At 61.5% G+C, this 18,417-nt stretch carries 12 protein-coding genes; 4 read left to right on the top strand and 8 right to left on the bottom strand.

The features are described from left to right. Positions 1-4: 4 nt before the first annotated feature. From MWU38_RS06300 to MWU38_RS06270, 7 genes are all read right to left on the bottom strand, one after another. Positions 5-2,770 (bottom strand): CHAT domain-containing protein, encoded by a 2,766-nt coding sequence (locus tag MWU38_RS06300; protein WP_247270959.1) that lies wholly within the window; start codon positions 2,768-2,770, stop codon positions 5-7. 1 nt (position 2,771) lies between these two features. Further along, positions 2,772-3,458 carry a hypothetical protein gene (locus tag MWU38_RS06295; protein WP_247270958.1) on the bottom strand — a complete coding sequence of 229 codons (687 nt, stop codon included), beginning with the start codon at positions 3,456-3,458 and terminating at the stop codon, positions 2,772-2,774. A gap of 8 nt (positions 3,459-3,466) precedes the next feature. Next, positions 3,467-4,804, bottom strand: a complete 1,338-nt coding sequence (locus MWU38_RS06290) for a HAMP domain-containing sensor histidine kinase (protein WP_247270957.1) — start codon at positions 4,802-4,804, stop codon at positions 3,467-3,469. A gap of 2 nt (positions 4,805-4,806) precedes the next feature. Next, positions 4,807-5,499, bottom strand: a complete 693-nt coding sequence (locus MWU38_RS06285; RefSeq protein ID WP_247270956.1) for a response regulator transcription factor — start codon at positions 5,497-5,499, stop codon at positions 4,807-4,809. 172 nt (positions 5,500-5,671) lie between these two features. Next, on the bottom strand, positions 5,672-6,544 hold the full coding sequence (locus MWU38_RS06280; RefSeq protein ID WP_247270955.1) for an SH3 domain-containing protein: 873 nt from the start codon (positions 6,542-6,544) through the stop codon (positions 5,672-5,674). Positions 6,545-6,677: 133 nt separating this feature from the next. Next, positions 6,678-11,528 carry a hypothetical protein gene (locus tag MWU38_RS06275; protein ID WP_247270954.1) on the bottom strand — a complete coding sequence of 1,617 codons (4,851 nt, stop codon included), beginning with the start codon at positions 11,526-11,528 and terminating at the stop codon, positions 6,678-6,680. A 21-nt stretch (positions 11,529-11,549) separates the two neighbouring features. Beyond that, positions 11,550-12,842: a tetratricopeptide repeat protein gene (locus tag MWU38_RS06270; protein WP_247270953.1), complete on the bottom strand. Its 1,293-nt coding sequence runs from the start codon at positions 12,840-12,842 to the stop codon at positions 11,550-11,552. A gap of 195 nt (positions 12,843-13,037) precedes the next feature. Here MWU38_RS06270 and MWU38_RS06265 point away from each other — a divergent pair, with 195 nt between their 5' ends. Further along, a complete protein-coding gene (locus tag MWU38_RS06265; RefSeq protein ID WP_247270952.1) occupies positions 13,038-14,087 on the top strand; it encodes an acylglycerol kinase family protein in 1,050 nt (349 codons plus the stop codon). A gap of 21 nt (positions 14,088-14,108) precedes the next feature. Then, positions 14,109-15,020 carry a hypothetical protein gene (locus MWU38_RS06260; protein ID WP_247270951.1) on the top strand — a complete coding sequence of 304 codons (912 nt, stop codon included), beginning with the start codon at positions 14,109-14,111 and terminating at the stop codon, positions 15,018-15,020. 8 nt (positions 15,021-15,028) lie between these two features. Here the strand turns inward: MWU38_RS06260 and MWU38_RS06255 are convergent, their stop codons facing one another. After that, on the bottom strand, positions 15,029-15,556 hold the full coding sequence (locus MWU38_RS06255; RefSeq protein ID WP_247270950.1) for a DUF2141 domain-containing protein: 528 nt from the start codon (positions 15,554-15,556) through the stop codon (positions 15,029-15,031). A gap of 286 nt (positions 15,557-15,842) precedes the next feature. On the opposite strand from MWU38_RS06255, the gene rpe reads away from it, so the two are divergent. Beyond that, on the top strand, positions 15,843-16,505 hold the full coding sequence (gene rpe / locus MWU38_RS06250) for a ribulose-phosphate 3-epimerase (RefSeq protein WP_247271255.1): 663 nt from the start codon (positions 15,843-15,845) through the stop codon (positions 16,503-16,505). Beyond that, entirely contained in the window at positions 16,505-18,415 is a 1,911-nt protein-coding gene (locus MWU38_RS06245; protein ID WP_247270949.1) for a heparinase II/III family protein, read from the top strand. Before rpe ends, MWU38_RS06245 begins: the two co-directional genes overlap by 1 nt. The last annotated feature ends 2 nt before the right edge of the window (positions 18,416-18,417 follow it).

The raw sequence follows: 18,417 nt of genomic DNA, 5'->3' as shown, positions 1-18,417 counted from the left end.
GCCATCATTCTATGATCACGAACGGCGCCCATAGCGCGGGCGAACGGGTGGCTTTGTCGGCGCTATCGTTCATCAGGCTGAGCTGTGCGCGCCTTAAGGCTTCGCTGCGCTCGACGCCTGTGCCCGATGCCTTGACCGTCGCAACGCTCAGCCTTGTGGCGATGTCGTCGCGCACGGGCCAATGCGACAGGAGAAGCGAGCGGGCGCCCGCGAGCTGAAAAGCGCGGGCCAGCCCTGAATAGGTGGGTGAGGCCTGCCCCTCGCCAGCGGCGGTGTTGCAGGCCGACAAGACCACCCAGTCCGCCGCCAGACGCAGCCGCCCGATCTCGCTCGCGGTCAGCAGGCCGTCGTTTTGCGGTGAGGCGTTGGCTGCATCGGGCGTCAGCACGAGCGCCGGCTCACTGAGCCCGGCAATCTGGCCGCTGACAAGGCCATGGGTGGCAAAGGCGAGAACCTGAAAATCGGCCAGAGGCGCAGCGCGCACGGCCTCTTCGGTGGCGGCATCGCCGGTCAGAACAAGCGTGCCAAGTCCCTCGCGGTCCTCGTCAAAAGCGGACTTGAGAGCAATCAACTCTTCGTTTGCGCCGGGAAGCGAGGGGAGCGCGCTGATGCTTTCAACATCGACCACCGTTCCGCGAAGGGCGAAACGGTTGGCCGGCGCTTTCGCGAGGCTGGGCGCGCCGATGCCGGCAAAGCTCTTGGGCGCAGCTGCGCGTGCTCTTTGCCGCCCGCCCAGACCCGGCGTGATCGCGATGGCGTGGCGTTCAATCAGGAATTCGGCCGGCTCGCCTTCCTGGTCTTTGGTGACAAGGATGGAAGGCGGGATGACCGCCAAGGCGCCGCCTGCCGGAAAGATCAGCTTGGCTTTACCGCTGGTCGCAGCGGCAATTTCATCGGTGAAGATCAGCGAAAAGAGCCGGTGCGCTGCGGCTGCGTCGAACTGGTCGTCTGCGCCAAGGCTGGCATCGAGCGATGAGCGCACTTTGGAAATGAGCTCGCGCGCCTCGAACGGGCCGGTTTGCGATTGGCCCCAGGCAAATCCGTCTGCGGTAATCGCCATGGTCACCACGCGGTCGGAATAGACGATGGGGAGGATATATGCTTCTTCTGCGTTCAAGAGCGCATTCGCCCCTGCAATCGAAAGGGGACGGGGCCGCAAATAGTCGGCAAAATCGGGATAGCGTTCGCCAAGGGCCGTCTCTGCCGCCGCGCGCGCGGCGCTCGCTTGCGCCAGGGCACTCGCGCTCCCCTCGCCATTGGCGAGCGCAACGCGCGCCTCGTCCTGCGCTGCGCGTGCAAGTCGCACATCGTCGAGTGCGGCGCTGAACCCTTCGGGATCGCCGGGATAGGTGAGCGCGGCTGCGCTCATCGCAAGGTCGCTGATGACGGCAAGCTGGGCGCTGCGCCATGCGCGTTCATCGTCACCGCTCAAGAGCGAGATCAGGGCCGCATCGCGGAACAGCTCGGTCCCGTCGGAGGCGACCGCGCGGCGTTCCTGATCCTGGGCATACACATCGAGAAGCACCTGCTCGTTGACATCCAGCACAGGCGCGAGCGTATCGGCGGCGCGTTCTAGCTCCCCCACCCTTGCATAGATGAGCGAGGCCAGCGTCTGGTATTCGCGGCGCTGGGGACTGGTGAGGTCAAGCGCCTCGAATGTGGGCAGGGCCATTTTGAGAAGCGCTTTTGCCTCTTCATTATAGCTCTCGTCTTTTTGGCCTAACAGCGAGAGCGTGTTGGCAAAACTGATTCGCGCATGGGTCAGGTAAATGTCTTCATCGGGAGTCCCGTCCCAAAGCGCCATCGCTTCGCGGAAGTAGGCCACGGCTTCCTCTGGCCGTGCATCCTCGAACAAAAGCCGGGCGATAAGCGCCTGATGATAGGCGTGCTCGCTCTTGTCGGAATAGGCCTGATTGCCTTCTGCGCGAAGGGCAACTTCGACCGCCTGCCGGGTGCGGCCAAGGCGCGAATTGAGAATGGCGGTGTTCTGGAAAATGCCAAGCAGTTGCGGGTCGGTGGGGCCCCATTCTGCAACACCGATATCCGCGATACGTCCGAAGAGATCGGCAGCCTCGGCGGTCCTGCCACTGTCCAGTGCGACCAGCGCATTGGCAAGGAAGACATAGAGCCAGCCAAGGTGATCATCGCGCGGCAAAAGCTCGAACGCGAGTTCTTCTGTATAGCGCACCGCCCTGGCGCTCGCTGTGAGGTCCTGATTGCGCAGGTAGGCGGCGTACTGATAGGCGAAATTGACCCGCGCAGGATCATCGGCGGCAAGATCTTCAAGCGCGAGGTCGAGCGCCTTCTTGTGCCACTCAAGCGATCGCGGGAGGTCTTCGTTCTGGATGAAATAATACCGCGCCAGATGGTGGGCGGCAAATGTGCGGGCATAGCACGGGGCGCAGGACGCACTTTCGACCTTGGCCTCCAGCTGGGCGATGTATTCCGCGATCAGCGCCTCGTCCTTGGTGAAAGCGACGAGCCCGTGGCCCACTGCGCCCATGCGTGCATCGGGGTGAAGGTCCAGATCGGCGCTCTCAAGGTAAAGCTCGTAGGCTTCCTTGTATTTCGCCTTGCCGATGAGGCCCATGATGAGGTCGGATGTACGCTGCGCGCGTTCATCATCATCCGCGCCATCATCCGCGCCTGCATCCATCGCATCATAGGCGGTTTGGGCGGCGGGCAAAGTGCGGTTCGCCTCGCCGTAAATGTCGAAATACTGGGCTGCTGCGGGGGCAGAGAAGGCGAGCAATGCGCCCGCGCCAAACATCCTAATCAAAGACGAGAAAATAAACCGCACGTCCAGGCCCCTTGTTGGTGAGTTCGATTCGATATCGCTGGGTATAAAGGGGGGTAAAGCGGCAGGCGGGAGCCTTTTGGCCGGGTTCCGCGCATACGCGGCGCGCGCTTTGATCGGAGACGCTCAAGCTGACCGGGCCAGAGCCCTTGTGCGAGACGGCAAGGGTGCTTGGCTCGCCCGATTTGAAAGTCTGCGCGCTTTTCCAGACTTCGCCGGGTGCCAATTCGCCGCGCACATAGGCAGGGCCAAGAAGTCGACCGCGAAACGGGATCGCTTCGCCGCCGGATGCAAGGCTCCATTGGCTCACATGATCGGCGCTGTTCTGATCGTGCGGGGTCAGCCCGCTCATCTTCAAGGCATTTACGAGCTGCGCGAGTTTGGCGCTCTCGCCCGCTTCATGTGCGATTTCCGCATCGGCGAGGTTTTGCGCCAGCCGTGCGGCGCGCCATTGCGATTCGGGAGCAGGGCCGCGTTGCAACGATGCAGTTTGTGCGGAAGCTTCGCTCGATGTCGCGACAGGCGCACAGCCGAGCCCTGCCAACAATGCGCCAGCGCAAATGGCTGTAACGGATGCCTTTTTCTCTGCCATGGGGCGAAGACTAGCTCCAAGCCCTCCAGAAACCTTGTAAAAACCCGACCGTGATTTGGACTTGTTCATCTCATTTCTCACTTTTTCAGTCGAAAGCTTGCGCCAATCTTTGTGTCATCAAGGGCGAGCGTCAATCCGTGACGTTCTGCGATGGCCTTGGCGAGCGCGAGGCCCAGGCCGCTGCCATGCACATCGGATCCGGTGGCGTCGCTGTTCGAGCGGCCACGGTAGAAACGGTCAAAAATGCGTGTCCGGTCGGCTGGCGCGACGCCCGGGCCATTGTCTGCGATGACCAGTTCGGGGCCTTCATCCAGCGTTACCGAAACCGTGCCGCCTTCGGGCACATATTTAAGTGCGTTGTCGAGCAGATTGGTGATAAGCCGGCTAAGCTGGCGCTCTTCGCCTTCGATCATCACCCGCGGCTCCACCTCCCATGTGAATGTGTGCCCTGTTTCCTCTGCGCTGCCTGCGTAAAGTTCGCAAAGGCTGTTCACCATCGCGCTCATATCGACAGGCGCGAGCCCTGCGCGGTCACCCCGGCGGCTTTTGCTCGACGCAATATCGAGCAGCGATTCGAGCGTCTGGACAAGGCGCTTGATCTCGCTTCGCGCTTCGACCAGCCGCTGCGCCACATTGGGTTTGGGCGATTCTTCGAGCGCTTTCAAAAGCCGGTTGTCGAGGTGCGATAAAGGCGTGCGCATCTCGTGGGCGAGTTGTTCGGAGGTTTCCTTATACGCTTCGCTCAAACCGCGCTGGCGTGTGATTGCCCTTGCCGAATGGCCGGTAAGCTCGTCGATTTCATCGCCGCTCGACCCTTGCGCAAGATCGTTCGCCTTGGCCGGATCGCGAAAGGCGAGGTTGATCTGTCCGATACGCCGTTGCAGGCCCAGCGCGGCCAGACGGCCAAGCAATGCCACCAGCAGCACGAACAGGCTGCCCCCAACGGCAAAGGCGAGCGCGATATTGCTCAGGATCTCGCGGTTGTTATCGGTCCGGCGCGCGACCAGCAGGCGCAGGTCCGGCCCCAATTGCACGGCTCTTGCAAACCCTTCCGATTTGGCACCGATGGGCACAAAGCCTGTCTCTGACACCATCGGGTCAAGCTGTGGCCACTGCGCGATATCGCCCGCAATCGGGTCACCATCATCATTGGCGAGCAGGTAATGCGGCGTGTTGCCTTCCGACGGGGTCAGCGCAATGCGGTCATCGATGCGTTCGGACAGCTCATCAAGGCCGCTGGTTGCATAAATATCGACAAGACCGGCAATATCGACATCGACCTCTTTCGCCGCGCCATCCTCAAGCGTGGTGAGCACCGTTTGATGCGTCACAAACCACAGCGCAATGACCAGCACGATGGAGAGCCCGATCGCGCCCGCCACGAGCCGGGAGAAAATGGAGCGGCGTGCCTCCACGCTCAAACGCCTTCGAGAATACGGTAGCCAGAGCCCCAGATCGTCTCGAGCGCGGGGCTTTTGAACCCTTCTTCAAGCTTTCTGCGAAGGCGGCCGATATTGACGTCGACCACATTGGTTTGAGGGTCAAAGTCGATGTTCCACACATCGCGCAGCAGCATGTCGCGCGTTACCGTTTCGCCCGCATTCTCCATGAAATAGCGGAACAGCTCGAATTCCTTGGGGCTTAGCGACAGGTGTTTGTTGTCGCGAAAGGCGGTGCGCGCTTTCAAATGACATTCAAACGCGCCGTAGATGATGACCGCCTGATGTTCCTGACCTGCGTTGCGGCGGTGAAGCGCGCGAAGGCGGGCCATCAATTCATCGGGTTCATAGGGTTTGGCCATGTAATCATCTGCGCCCGCATCGAGCCCTTCGGCGCGGTCGGCGCTGCGGCCAAGAGCGGACAGCATGAGGATCGGCGTGCCAATTCCGCTTTCGCGAAGTCGTCGCGTAATGGTGAGCCCGTCGATATCGCCCAGCATCCGGTCAAGGATGATGATATCGAACGCCTCCATCCCCGCGCGCAAGAGAGCCGCGCTGCCGTTCTGTTCCCACACCAGCGTGTCGCCGCTCGATGAGGCAAGCTCGCTTACCGCAGCAGCCGTGCGTGGATCATCTTCGACATAAAGAATTCTCAGAGCGTTTCTTGCCATACCCCCGTCAGGCCTTTCCAAGCCTTGGCTTGCCTCGCCTGTATGAAGAATTGCCATCCTCTCGCCTTCCCTGCAAGCCTATGATTGCATTTGTGAAAAAAGACGGGCGTCACACGGGCACTCTATCTGGCCCGGCTGACGCCCGCCTCCTCGGGTCGCCCCCCAAAAGCAATCAGTTAAGTGCTTCGACCGAGACCCAGCCCTTGGTACCGAAGTTGTCTTCGACCTCTACGAAAAGGCCTTCGCGCTTGCCGGTCGGGTTCAACGTCGTGCCAGGCTCAAGACCGCGCAGCGCATCGGCGCTGTCCATCGGCATGGCGAGCATGGAAGTGGCGACGTTAACTGTCGCAACATCGCTGGCAGGTGTTGCAGCGGCTGCGCGCGGTGTTGCGCGGATGGCGGCATCTTGTGCCACCACCTGGTTAAAGGCGATCACGAAAGCCTCGACAAGTTGTTTACCCTGTCGGCTGTCGCTGTACCCGGCCTGATCGCCAATCGCGCTCCACGGCGATGATCCGCGAAAGCTCAGCGAGCTACGCTTGACGGTGCCAGATCCGGTGACGACCGCCATGCCAGTCGCAGGCGAGAGCAGCTTGATGCCAGCAGCAACGCGCTTCTTCTTGCCGCCGAACATGTTGAACATGCCCATGACAGCGCCCGCGCCCGGAACGCGGCTCATCACCGAAGTCGCAGCGCCCGAACGCACCAGACCTTCGACAGCCGCGGTCTTGGCGATTTCGATGGATTGATCGACCTCTTCGCTCGACCCTGCGATCACATTCATCAGAAAGTCGGCTGGCTCGCCGCTTGCGGGAGAATGTGGTGTGAAACAGCCCGAATCAACGGCGAGCGAATTGATGATCGGGCGCGGTGAGCCCAGGTCAAATTCGGCCCAGCCTTGCGTATCGCCATCGACAATTGCGATTGTCCCGAGGCTTTCCTCACAGGTGACGAGTTCGACATCGTCCTTGGCCTGCGCCGGCGCATGTGATGCCAGAGCGGCGATAACGGCGATGGATGCCAGTTTTGCAGTCAGTCGTTTCATTGCACTTCCCCTTACGAATTGTCGCGTGGAAAGCTTGTCGCAAGCGAGGGGCGCGCGGACCACACACAGTCCTTGTCACGAGGATGACAAAGGCTGTTAGGTGTGCGACCTGCGCGCCCCTTGCTCACCGGTTTTACTGCTGGACGCCGCCCCAGCTGATCATGCCGCCCATCATCGCTTCGGCCCCAGCAATCGCGCCTGCCCTGTCGGTGACTTGCCGTGCGGTCACCGCCTCAAGCGTCGGCATCGTTGCAGGTGCGATCGAGGCTGGCGCATCGCTTTTGCCAGAGGCGGCGACATCCCAACGGCTCCAGTCGGTCGCCGCGCTCGAAGGCGCCTGCACGCTGGTCGGGCTTGCAGCCCCTTCCTGGGCGAAGATCGCAAGGCCCGAAGCTGCGACAACACGGCTGAGACCGCTGTCTGTCACATTCATCGCCAGAGCGGCATAGGCAGCATCATCACCATAGAGTGTCCCGCTTACGTTGACGAAACAACTGATCGAGCAAGTGTCTCCGGTCGAGGTGACGGTACCAATTGAGTTGGCAAAAGAGCCGCCAAAGGTGAAGCCTGCACTGCTCACCACAAGGTTGATGTCGCTGCTCGCCGGATCGGCTGCACCGCCGTTGGTCGATATAGACCAGCTGCGTCCGCCCACGGCCATGGTAAGGTCGTAGCCGACAAGGTTGCCTGCGCCAAAAGCGATGGCAAGATCACCGGTGAGAGTGCCGGGCGCAGAGCCCGCGTTGTCGGTCGCTGAGGTCCCGCCGATCAATTCGTAGGCGACTGTGCCGCCCGGAAGGCTCGTGGTCACTTCGCCGGTCATCACATGATAACCGCCATTGGCGCCCACGGGGAAATCGAGATTTCCAAGAAGGCCAGTGGTTTGAACCGTGCCATTGGTCCACCGTGCCCACGCGACTTCGCCAAGATCGGTGGCTTCGACAATGGTTGTGTCGTTGCTGGAAACGGTCCCGACGAGCGATGACATACCGGTGATCTGGCCATCAACGAAGTCGACCGACCCACCAAAGCCAGTGTTGAGCGACCCGTCGAGGAAGGCATAATACACCTGACTATCGCGCGCGCCGGTGAAGCCTGTGCCGCCGCCAGTGCCGCCACCTGTGCCGCCGCCGGTTCCGCCGCCTGTGTCTCGGGTGCCTGTGGCGCCGAAAACGGCGATCCCTTGTGCAAGCGTGTTCACCGCGCCGCTGATGTCGTTGACGAGAAACGCGGTCGCAGAGCTAGCAGCACCGTCGCCAAAAAGTCGTCCCGACAAAGTCGCGGTGCAGCTGGAAGTGCAAGCATTGGCGCTGCTGGTGAAATTGGGAGCCGCCAGTTCGAAGGGATTCTGCACGAAAGGCAGTGTGATCTCGCTCTGCGTCGGATCAGCGACCCCGCCTGTTGTAGCAGTTGACCATGTTTTGCCGCCAACAGTCATATCGAGTTCAAGACCGATATGTCGGGGCCCAGCAAAGCTCACGACCATGTCGCCTGTGATTGTGCCCGGTGCGCTGCCCTGATTATCAGTCGGGCTCGTCGAACCGATCAGTTCGTATTCGACAACACCTGTCGTCGGCAGATTGATTGGGCTGGAGCCTGAGAAAACGTGTGCCGAGCTGTTATTCGCCCCTGAGAAACTCAGGAAATTGGTGACGGTCACGGTTCCATTGGTCCAACGGCCCCACGCCAGGTCATCGTTAGAGCCACCCTCGACGATTTCAGCGGTAACTGGCTCTACGGGGCCTGCTCCGGTGGTAAATCCGGCGAGCCTGCCGTCAGATACCGTCGCTGTGCCCAGCCCGCGTGCATTGTCCGCGGCGTTATAGAAGATGGTGCTGAAGACGTCGGAGCGCGTTGTGATAATCGGGTTGCCGCCCGCGCCACCACCGGTGCCCCCATTGCCACTATCGCCATCAACCGCGCCGAAAATCGCAGCGCCAAGAATGTTTACCGCATCAGCGGAATTGCTCAGGTTGAAATCGCTCGCGGTGTATTGCGTGCCGAATTGCGAGGCTTGTGCATCGGGAACCTGGACCTGAAACACGATCTGGCCCGAGAAGCCTGAGCCGCGCGATCCGGGCGCTGAGACGTTGAAATATCCCAAATTGCCATTGCCATCGCTCGGCAGGAAGATTGGCCGGCCCTCTCCTGCTACTCCGCCGTCAGTCGCAAAATTATAGGTGAAGTCGGCAAAAGCAATTGACCCTTCGATTGCGAAAGCGGGGCTCGTTCCGAAGATAATCGCGGCATCGGCGGCAAAGGTGCCAGGTGCCTGTGATCCGTCGATCAAGGTTGGCGACGTGGCTGCCAGCAATTCGTATTCGACCCGTCCGGTCGGATAATCCGCCGGGCCGGTAAAACCGTTCGCCAAGAGGTAATGGAACCCCTGATTAGCGGTCAGGTCGTAACCGAACAGCTCGCCCCTGCCGTTTGAGCGTTGATAGGTGCCGTTGGTCCAGCGACCGATCAGAAGGTCTTCATTGCCACTGATGTCAACCGTTTGCGCCGTCCCGCGATCAGCATAGATGAAATTCTGACTTGCAAAGACATATTGCTCCAGCCCGCCATTTTCATCGAGAATAGCATCGTAAGGTCCAGGGCCAAGCAGGCGGATATCCCTGACATAGGCATCGTCGATCGGATCCCTGCCTTCATCGGCCCATGAGCCTGCGCCAATGATCCCGGTGCCTTGCGGGGTGAACCCGCCGGTATAAACGAGCGTCGGATTGTTGCCTGAGCCCGGATCACCCCCGCCATTACCGCCGCCCATTCCGGGCAGACCATCGAACAGGTCGGGATCGTTTCCTGCGAGCAGGAAGTTGAAATACTCGATGAAGAAATCATTGAGATCGCCAAACCCGGCAAGCCCCCCTTGCGCTGCGGTCAGTGCGGCGAGATAGGCCTGGATCGTTGCCTGATCGAGCTCGGTATATTCGCTGGGCAGATTGCCCGCTTCAAGGAAGGCGAAATAGGCATTCAGAGCCGCGACATACTCGAGATAGACAGGCAGCCCTGTAAATCCGTCGGGCGCACCGCCAGAGGCGAGGAATGCAAAATACGCCGAGAGCAGCGCGGCATTTTCGCCAAGCAGGTCATCGACCTGTCCAGATTGCTCCACCGCGCTGAAAAATTCGCGCAAGGCCGCAAGGTCGGTCTCGGTGAAATCCGAGGGCAGGCCATTTGCAGACAGGAACGCGGCATAGGCGTTGAGCGCGGCTGCGAACGCGGGGAAATCAGGTGGCACAGGAAGCCCTGCGAAATTGTCGGGATTGCCGCCATCGCTCAGGAAGGCGAAATAGGCTTCGTAAAAATCAGCCAGATCGCCGAGGAACAATTGGGTTGCCCCCGCTTGCTGGAGCGCGGCGATATATTGTGCGATCACCTCTTGCGACAACGGCGTGTAAGCCGATGGAATACCGCCATTTTCGAGGAAGGCGAAATAGGCGGCAAGCTCGGTTTGATAGCCTGCGAACACATTGGCCGGAAGCCCGGCGAAGGCATCGACATCGCCCCCTGCGCGCAAGAATGCGAGGTAGTCGGCGAAAAATTGCGCCTGAACACCATCAAGGTTGGCAAGCAGCCCGGTGTTCGAAAGCACTTCGAGATAGGCGCGCACTGTCGCCTGATCGAGAGCTGCGTAGTCGCTCGGGCTCTGGCCGCTTGCGAGATAGGCGAAATAGTCGGCAAGCGCGGTCTGGAACTGCGCGGCAAAGGCAATCCCGCCATTGTCGAGAAACGCTGCGATCAGGGCCTGATCGGCGGCGCTCAGCTGAACCAGAAGGCCGCTTTGCTGAAGAAAGGCGATGGACGCCGCGAGCGCTTCGTCGCTTGCGCCGGTGAACTCCGAAGGTACGCCGCCAGCGCGCAGGAATGCAAAATAGGCGGCAGTCAGATCGGTGAAGGATGCAGCGAACAGATCGCGGTCCTGCCCGCTTGCGATAAACGCGAGATAGGCATCGACCAGCGCGCGGTCCTGCGCGCCAAGATCGGTCAGTGCACCGGTGCGATTGAGGAAAGCGAGATAGGCGTCGATATCCGCCGCTGTTGCAACGCCGCTGCTAAAGCCGCCGGGCACCCCGCCTGCGCGAAGAAGCTCCAGATAGCCGAGCGTGAAGGCGCTGTATGCGGAGAGGAAGTCTGCGCCCGATGCGCCGCTCGCCAGAAAGCGCAGATAGGAACGGATGATGTCGGCTTGCGCTGCGTTGAAGGGCGCGCCGCCATATGCTCTTTCAAGATCGGCTGCCGCTGCGACCAGCAATGCAAGATCGCCGCTCGGGAACCGGTCGATGGAAGGGTTCGCGACCGCGGCTTCGACCCGGCGGCCTGCATCGATAATGTCCGATGACGCGCCAGCGGCTGCAAGCCCATCGCCGAGCGTGACCGGAATACCGTTAAGCGCCGCGTTCACCGGGCCTGCATCGCCGCTGATGGTGGCGACCTCAACCGGTTCGGTCGTTGCACCTGGCTGGCGTTGCGGAGCGTTGGCGATGGTGCGCCTGGGCCCCTGACCCGCTTTTGCACCCCACATATCGCCCGCCTTGTATGTCTTGGCGCGCCCGTTCTCACGGCCCACCTTTACACTTCCGGTCAGCGTATGGCCCGAGGCGCTACCGTCCTCGGCCACAGAGAAGCTGGCCGCCGAATCGGCGCTTTCGACCCTTGCAATGGTGCCGCCAGGCATCCGGACCTCGGTCGCGGACCGGCCCGCGCCCGTCACCGTGATCGAGCCTTTGTGAAGGTCAATCGAGCCGTTCTGGTTGAGCGTGTATTGTGTGCCCTGCGTGATCGAAACGGTCGCACCGGATGCCAGCCTGATCTGCAACAGCCCCGTGGTTTGCGTGGTGCGTTGTCCGGCCTGGACCTGCGTTGCCGAAGTGCTGAAAAGGACATCATTGGCACTTGCCGGCACGCTAAGGGCAAGCACTGAAGCCCCGATGAGAAGGACGCGCGAGGTGGCTTTTGAAGTTGTTGTAATGGCGGTCATGTCATTGCCTCCAAGAAAGAATCAAAATTCGAGACGCGCGCCGACCGACACGGTCCAGCGCTCAAAGTCGAAAAGGGGAATGTTGCTCCAGTTGCGCGTGTAGGTGGCGCTCGGCTGGAGGAAGAGATTGTCGAGCACGGCGACTTTCACTCCGCCACGAACATCAAGGCGTTCGTCCTCGCGCTCCACAAGGAACAAGGGGTCGCTCGTGTCATGGCGGCGAAGGTCAAACGCTGCGCCGCCGACCAGCGCGATGCGCTTGGCCACCGGCACTTCTGCGCCGACATTGGCAGCGACAAAGCCAAAGCTTTGCGCATCGCCTGCTTGCTCACGGGTTTCTTCCTTGCCCCCTGAGATATTGGCGGCGAAATTCTTTCCGACAAAGCCGACGCCCGCTGCGAAACGATCGGCATCGCGCAAGGGGTCACCATCGAAATTGAGCCGGTTCCACTGCGCCGAAACGCTCAGCGCACGGCCCCCCGAAAGCGGTTTTGTGTATTGGGCAATCGCCCCGACGGAGGAACGGAAACCGTCATCATCAAGCCAGAACCGCTGTACCTGACCCGAAAGCGAGACGACGTCGCGGTTGGCAAAAGTGTGGGCATAGCCGGCGGTCGCGGTAACGGCGGCCTGATCAAATGCGCCAGAGCTGAAATTGTCGCGCCAGCTGCCCAGAGCCGATGCGAACAGGCGATCCTGACGCCCTATTGCGGTAACGCCCGAGATGCCGCCGGTCAGCTCGTAATATTCATCGCTTTGCGCCTGCGCAGCGGCGCCCAATTGGCCTGCTCCCAGAAAGCTGAACAACGGGATTACAATCGCGTCCTGCGCGGTGGCGGTGTTGATATTGTCGTCATAGCCCACCCGTGCATCGACAAAGCCGCTCACATCCGAGCCGCCGCCTGCGATTTGCCTGTCGAACTGGCGCACGAAACCGGTGAAGCGCTGGCGCACGGGATCGGGCAAGGTGGGGTCATCGACGACGGTCGCGAATTGTTCGCGCGCGGTGTCGATATCGCCCGCCAGCGCATAGGCGCGTGCCAGCTCGGCGCGTGCGGCTGCATTGTCGGGTTGGACCGCAAGGACCCGCTGGAGCGCGATGATCGCATCGCCAAAGCGGCCTGCATCTATCGCTGCAATGGCAAGCTGATAGTCGAACGCAGGATCGCCTGCCCGTTCGCCAGCCTGTGCCGCAAGTGCCTCGTAATTTGCGTTTTCACCGGCTTGCGCCTGCGCCATCGCAGGCGCGAATGTTGCAAGCGATGCCGCACCCACGAAAGCCATCTGGCGTGCCGCGTGGAAAAGGTTGAACATATTGAAACTGCCCCCGTTATCACCCAAAATTCGCCCCGCATCGGGGCTCGCATGTGGGGCAATGCCGCAGTTGTCCGCGCGCGTCCGCTGACAAGCATCGTTACCGATGTGACAAAGGCTGTTAGGAAGGGCGGCCACGCGCAGATAACGTCTCAAGAGTGGCAATCTCGCGGGCAAGACACTATAGACAAGCCCATGTCTTCGCCCATCCATCAATTTGCAAAGCTTCCGCAGGATGCAAGCCCGGCTCCCGCTGTGGTCCCGGGCGCGGCTCCTGCGCCGCGTGCGCGCGAAATCGGCGAAGCGCCGCGTGTCGGCGTGATCTACAATCCGCGCAGCCACGGCAATAAGGGCGTCGATTTCGACTGCGACCAATCGCCGCAAGTGCACTTTGCACTGCCCGGCGATCGCGAGGACTTGCCGAACGCTCTGGCGGATTTCGTGCAGCGCGGGATCGACCTGCTCGTCATCAATGGCGGCGACGGGACCGTGCGCGATGTGCTCACGAGCGGGGCGGCGATCTTTGGCGATAACTGGCCGGCTGTTGCCGTCCTGCCCAAGGGCAAGACCAATGCGCTGACCTTTGATCTGGGCGTGCCGACCGGCTGGACCTTGCAGGAGGCGATTGATGCCTTTGACCAGGGCACGCGTGTGCGCCGTCGCCCGATGGAAGTGACCCCGCTGGGCGAAACGCAAAAGAGCCGCCTTCTGGGTTTTATCCTTGGCGGCGGCGCGTTCACCACCGCGACAACTGCGGGGCAAAGCGCGCATAAAATGGGCGCGTTCAATTCGATGGCCGTGGTCGTTGCGGGCGTGCTGGGTGTTTGCCAGTGGCTGTTTGCCTCACGCGAAAATTCCTGGCGCAAGGGATCGAAAATGCGGATCGGGCTTGGTCCGGACGATACGCCGCTTGAACATTCGGGCGTGGGCGATCCTGAATGGCGGCAGATATTACTGGCCTCGACGCTTGAGCGAATGCCGGGCGGCGCCACTCCCTTCGGCACGGCGCGCGGCGGATTGAAAATCGCCGTAACCGATCAGATTTCACGCAAATCCGCAGGGATCGTGCTGCAGATGCTGCGCGGAAAAACGCCTGAAAACATTCGCGAAAAAGGGTTCCACCAACTCAGCACCAGCCAGTTCACCTTGCGCATCGAAGACAGCTTTATCGTCGATGGCGAGGCGTTTCCGCCCGGCGAATACCTAATCGCGCAAGGGCCAGAGCTGGAATTTGTCGCGCCTTGAGGCGTGAAGGATCCGCGCACAATGTCCAGCGACACACAATCCCTGCATCAGCGGATCGAGGCGCGCGCCAAGGCCGGCGTTGATCCGGCGGTCGCCGAATTTGCGCGCCATCTGGCGGTGGAAGCGGGCGCGTGTGCGGTGCTGTTCTATGGCTCTAACCTGCGCACAGGCTCGCTTGAAGGGGTGCTTGATTTCTATATCCTGCTGCCCGGCGATCAGCGCGAGCGCATCTGGCCGCGCGTAAGTTATCAGGAGCGCGAGGCCGCCGATGGCACGCCGTTACGCGCAAAAATCGCGACCATGGCGCTATCGACCTTCGCCAAGGCCGCCTCTGGCGAATTGCTCGACACAACGATCTGGGCGCGGTTTGTCCAGCCCAGTGCACTGGTATGGGCCGCCGATGATGCGGCGCGCGGGCGTGTGATCGAGGCGATCGCAACCGCCGCGCAGACCGCAGCGCGCCTCGCGGTGGCGCTTGGCCCTCCTTCAGGGACAGCCGAGGACTATTGGCGTGCGCTTTTTCGGGCGACCTACAAGGCCGAATTCCGGGTTGAGAAGACGGGCCGCGAAAACGATATCCTGAGCGTCAATGCTGACCATTTCGACGGGCTTTTGCCGCTTGCGCTCACGGCGGGTGGCGTTCCCTATACGGTCACGAACGGGCGCATCACGCCGGGCCTTTCGCAAAGGGAGCGTTCGCAAATCCTCAAATGGTGGAAAGCGCGCGAGGCGATGGGCAAGCCGCTCAACTTCACACGGTTGATCAAGGCAAGCACCACGTTCGAAGGCGCCGCCCGCTATGCCGCATGGAAGGTGGAGCGCCACACCGGCATGCCGGTGGAAGTCACCCCGTTTCGCGAGAAATACCCGCTGCTCGCCGCGCCTTCGGTGTTATGGCAGCTGCGCAAGCACCGCCGGACACCCAAAGGCTAACGGCGCGATCAGGTCATATATTTCATTGTGATCGAGATGGATTTGACCCCATCGCCAACGCTGAAGCGGGTTTTATCGATGCCCGGCTTGCCAAGATTGAAGATGTTGATCGAGGGGTTGTTCGACATTGCGCCGCCATCGGTGCGAAGGTCGGTTTTGTCGTTATTGTTCACATCGTGGCGCACCGCGACCGCGTAATTGCCGCTTTCGGGAACAGGCAGACAGACCGTCATCCGGCCCCGGCGCGCCGGGACCTCGACGCGGTTCAACCATTTGCCCGAGGTGAGCCAATCGGCCTTGGTGCCGTTGTAAACCTGTGCGCGGATGGTTCCGTTTGCTTCCCTGATGCCATTGATCGTGACCCGCACCGCCGGTCCATTGCCGGGCGCACAATTGCGCATCACATTGGGCACGGGATTGCGATAGTCGCTTGCGCTGCTCGCCTGAGCAAACGCAGGCGCACTTGCCCCTGCCACGGCCATTCCAGCCAGCGTTGCAGCCCCGCCAAGGGCGGCAATCGTTTTCATTTTCGCCATCAATTCAAACCCTTTGTTGAGCGCGCGCTGCGGTGTTGTTGCAGGTTTTTTGCAAGGGTCCACCCCTGCCTTTGCGCGAATCTATACCGCTCTTTTGCAAGATGCGGGCTGAATTGCGCCTGAATTGAGTGTGTTGCCTCGGGTTAAGCTATCGGCGCGATGCGCGATACCGCAGTGCAAAAGAGCGGGGAAAAACCTTGAACCCCGCCTTGCTGCACGATTCGCGGGCAGAGTAAGGCGGGGATTAACCCTTTTGACCCACGCCCTCCTGCCTGAAAGCGTGATCATGCCAACGCCGCTTATTTCGCCCAGTATCCTTTCTGCCGACTTTGCCAACCTTGGCGAAGAGGTGCGGCGCGTTGATGCGGCCGGTGCGGACTGGATCCACATCGACGTAATGGACGGCCATTATGTGCCCAATATTACAATCGGACCCGATGTGGTGAAGGCGCTCCGCCCGCATTCGGACAAGACATTCGATGTCCACCTGATGATCGCGCCGGTCGACCCTTATCTTGAGGCATTTGCCGAGGCGGGCGCGGATATCATCACGGTCCATCCGGAGGCCGGCCCGCACGTGCACCGCACTTTGCAGGCGATCCGGTCGCTGGGCAAGAAGGCGGGTGTGGTGCTCAATCCGGGGACGCCGGTCGAGGCGCTCGACAACCTCATGGACCTCGTTGACCTTGTGCTGGTGATGAGTGTGAACCCCGGATTTGGCGGGCAGAGCTTCATCCATTCGCAGCTGGAGAAGGTCCGGCGGATCCGCGCCATGATCGAGGAAACGGGTCGCGATATTCATTTGGAAGTTGATGGCGGTGTGAACGCGGACACCGCCAGATTGTGCGTCGAGGCGGGTGCCGACGTGCTGGTCGCAGGTTCTGCCACGTTCAAAGGCGGGCCAGAGCAATATGCGGCAAATATCAAGGCGCTTAAGGGGGATGGGTGATGGATACGCTTTTCAGCGCGGGCGAGCCGGACGATCTGACTGAGGTCGAGGATGGCCGCTCGGGTGACGATCAGGGCGCGCTTGGCCTTGGCGCAGGTGAAGAGCTGCATCGCAAAGCGCAGCGGGAGGAGACGCCCCCGCCTTTCCCCGCCGAACCCATCGACAATTCACGCGCACTTGCGCTGAGCGATGTGATTGCGCCCCGTGCGCGGCCGGGTGAGGCGTTGATCCGGATGGCTTATCGGATGGGTGTGCCCGGTCACACGCTGTCTGCGCCCTTTCGCAAAGCCCCTGCAAAACGGCTTTTGGCGACCGTCATCACCCCCACCACCGGCGACCGCGCTGCGGGGATGGCGCTTAGGGCGGGGTATTTTCAGGTTCACGGCGTCAAACAGCCCATCGGTTCGCTGGATTTCAATCCGGGCACGCGGCTTGCTCCGGGGCTTGAGCGATCAATCCATTCCTTCTCATGGTTGTCCGACCTTGCAGCCTGCGCCCCGCGCGAGGAATGCACAGGCGTTGCAGAACGCATAACGACCGCCTGGCTCAAAGCGCATGAGGCGCGCACACGCCCCTCGCTCAACAGCGCGGCATGGGACCTTGAAAACACAGGGCTCAGGCTCCTTGCCTGGCTTGTTCACGCACCCTTGCTGCTTTCAGGCGAACTGCGCCCGCGCCTTCTCGATGCGATGGAAGACACCGCGCACTGGCTCGACCGCAAGGCTTTGCGTTCTGGCGCTGGTCTTGGCCAGGTCGCCGGTTGGGCAGCGGTGACGGCGGCGGGCCTTCTTCTTCCCGAAGGCCGCCCGCGCCGTCTTTATGGCGAGGCAGGGCTGATCAAGGCGCTGGGTGAATTTGTTGCCGAGGATGGCGGCAATCTTGGCCGTTGTCCGTTGGCACAGATGGAGGCGATCCGTGTGCTGACCGATCTGGTCTCCTGCTACGAAGCGGTGAACCGCGACGCGCCCGAAGCCTTGCTGGTGATGCGTGAGCTATTGGTGCCGCCGCTCCTTGCGCTGCGTCACGGGGACGGCGCGCTTGGCAATTGGCAGGGACATGGCGCGATTGCGGCTGATCGGGTGTCTGCCCTGATCGTTGCAAGCGGTGTACGCACGCGGCCTCTCAATGAGCCAAAGCACTGGGGCTATCAGCGCGTCAGAGCGGCGCAGACAACGGTGCAATTCGATGCAGGACCACCGCCGCGCGCGCGCCACACGCGCATCGGATGTGCTTCGACACTCGCGTTTGAAATGTCCGACGGTGCATCGCGCGTTATCGTCAATTGCGGCGGCTCCGCGCTTGCAGGGGGGCTGGTGCCTGCGCACATCGGTCAGGGTCTGCGGGCAAGCGCCGCGCATTCCACCCTCGTTCTGGATGATGCCAACTCAACCGCCGTGCAGTTGCATGGCAAGCTTGGCCGGGGCGCCGAAACGGTCGAGGTCGAGCGGCGCGTTGTCGGCACTGGCTCTGGCTCGCAGCGGCGCGAGGGCGTGCGGGTCGAGGCAAGCCACGATGGCTATGCCCAGCGTTTTGGCCTGATACACGAACGCCTTCTCACCATCGCCAATGACGGCAACGAAATCGCTGGCGAAGATGTGCTGGTCCCCACCTCGAGCAAGGGTAAGCGCGGCAAGGTCGGCTTTGCGATCCGTTTCCACCTTGGAAAAGGGGTCGAGGCGCATCTCAGCGAAGACGGCCTTGGCGCAAGCCTCCTCCTGCCCGATGGCAAGCTGTGGCAGCTTCGTTTGCGCGGCGAAGCGCCCGGCGGCGATGAGATCAAGCTGACACGCGATGACAGCATGTGGGTGGATGGCGAAGGACGCCCTCACGCAACCGAGCAATTGGTGATAGAGGGCTTGGCCTCACGCAGCGGAGCGCACTTCGGCTGGCTCCTCAAGAAGATGGGATAGAC

The organism is Qipengyuania sp. S6317L1 (assembly GCF_023015615.1).
Lineage (GTDB): Bacteria > Pseudomonadota > Alphaproteobacteria > Sphingomonadales > Sphingomonadaceae > Erythrobacter.
This window is presented reverse-complemented; position numbering and strand designations above follow the sequence as displayed.

Bases quoted from the DNA above. Each gene is read 5' to 3' on its own strand.
- MWU38_RS06255 (WP_247270950.1), bottom strand. From the start codon at position 15,556: ATGGCGAAAATGAAAACGATTGCCGCCCTTGGCGGGGCTGCAACGCTG.
- MWU38_RS06270 (WP_247270953.1), bottom strand. From the start codon at position 12,842: ATGTTCAACCTTTTCCACGCGGCACGCCAGATGGCTTTCGTGGGTGCG.
- rpe (WP_247271255.1), top strand. From the start codon at position 15,843: ATGCCAACGCCGCTTATTTCGCCCAGTATCCTTTCTGCCGACTTTGCC.
- MWU38_RS06275 (WP_247270954.1), bottom strand. From the start codon at position 11,528: ATGACCGCCATTACAACAACTTCAAAAGCCACCTCGCGCGTCCTTCTC.
- MWU38_RS06260 (WP_247270951.1), top strand. From the start codon at position 14,109: ATGTCCAGCGACACACAATCCCTGCATCAGCGGATCGAGGCGCGCGCC.
- MWU38_RS06245 (WP_247270949.1), top strand. From the start codon at position 16,505: ATGGATACGCTTTTCAGCGCGGGCGAGCCGGACGATCTGACTGAGGTC.
- MWU38_RS06280 (WP_247270955.1), bottom strand. From the start codon at position 6,544: ATGAAACGACTGACTGCAAAACTGGCATCCATCGCCGTTATCGCCGCT.
- MWU38_RS06265 (WP_247270952.1), top strand. From the start codon at position 13,038: ATGTCTTCGCCCATCCATCAATTTGCAAAGCTTCCGCAGGATGCAAGC.
- MWU38_RS06285 (WP_247270956.1), bottom strand. From the start codon at position 5,499: ATGGCAAGAAACGCTCTGAGAATTCTTTATGTCGAAGATGATCCACGC.
- MWU38_RS06295 (WP_247270958.1), bottom strand. From the start codon at position 3,458: ATGAACAAGTCCAAATCACGGTCGGGTTTTTACAAGGTTTCTGGAGGG.
- MWU38_RS06300 (WP_247270959.1), bottom strand. From the start codon at position 2,770: ATGTTTGGCGCGGGCGCATTGCTCGCCTTCTCTGCCCCCGCAGCAGCC.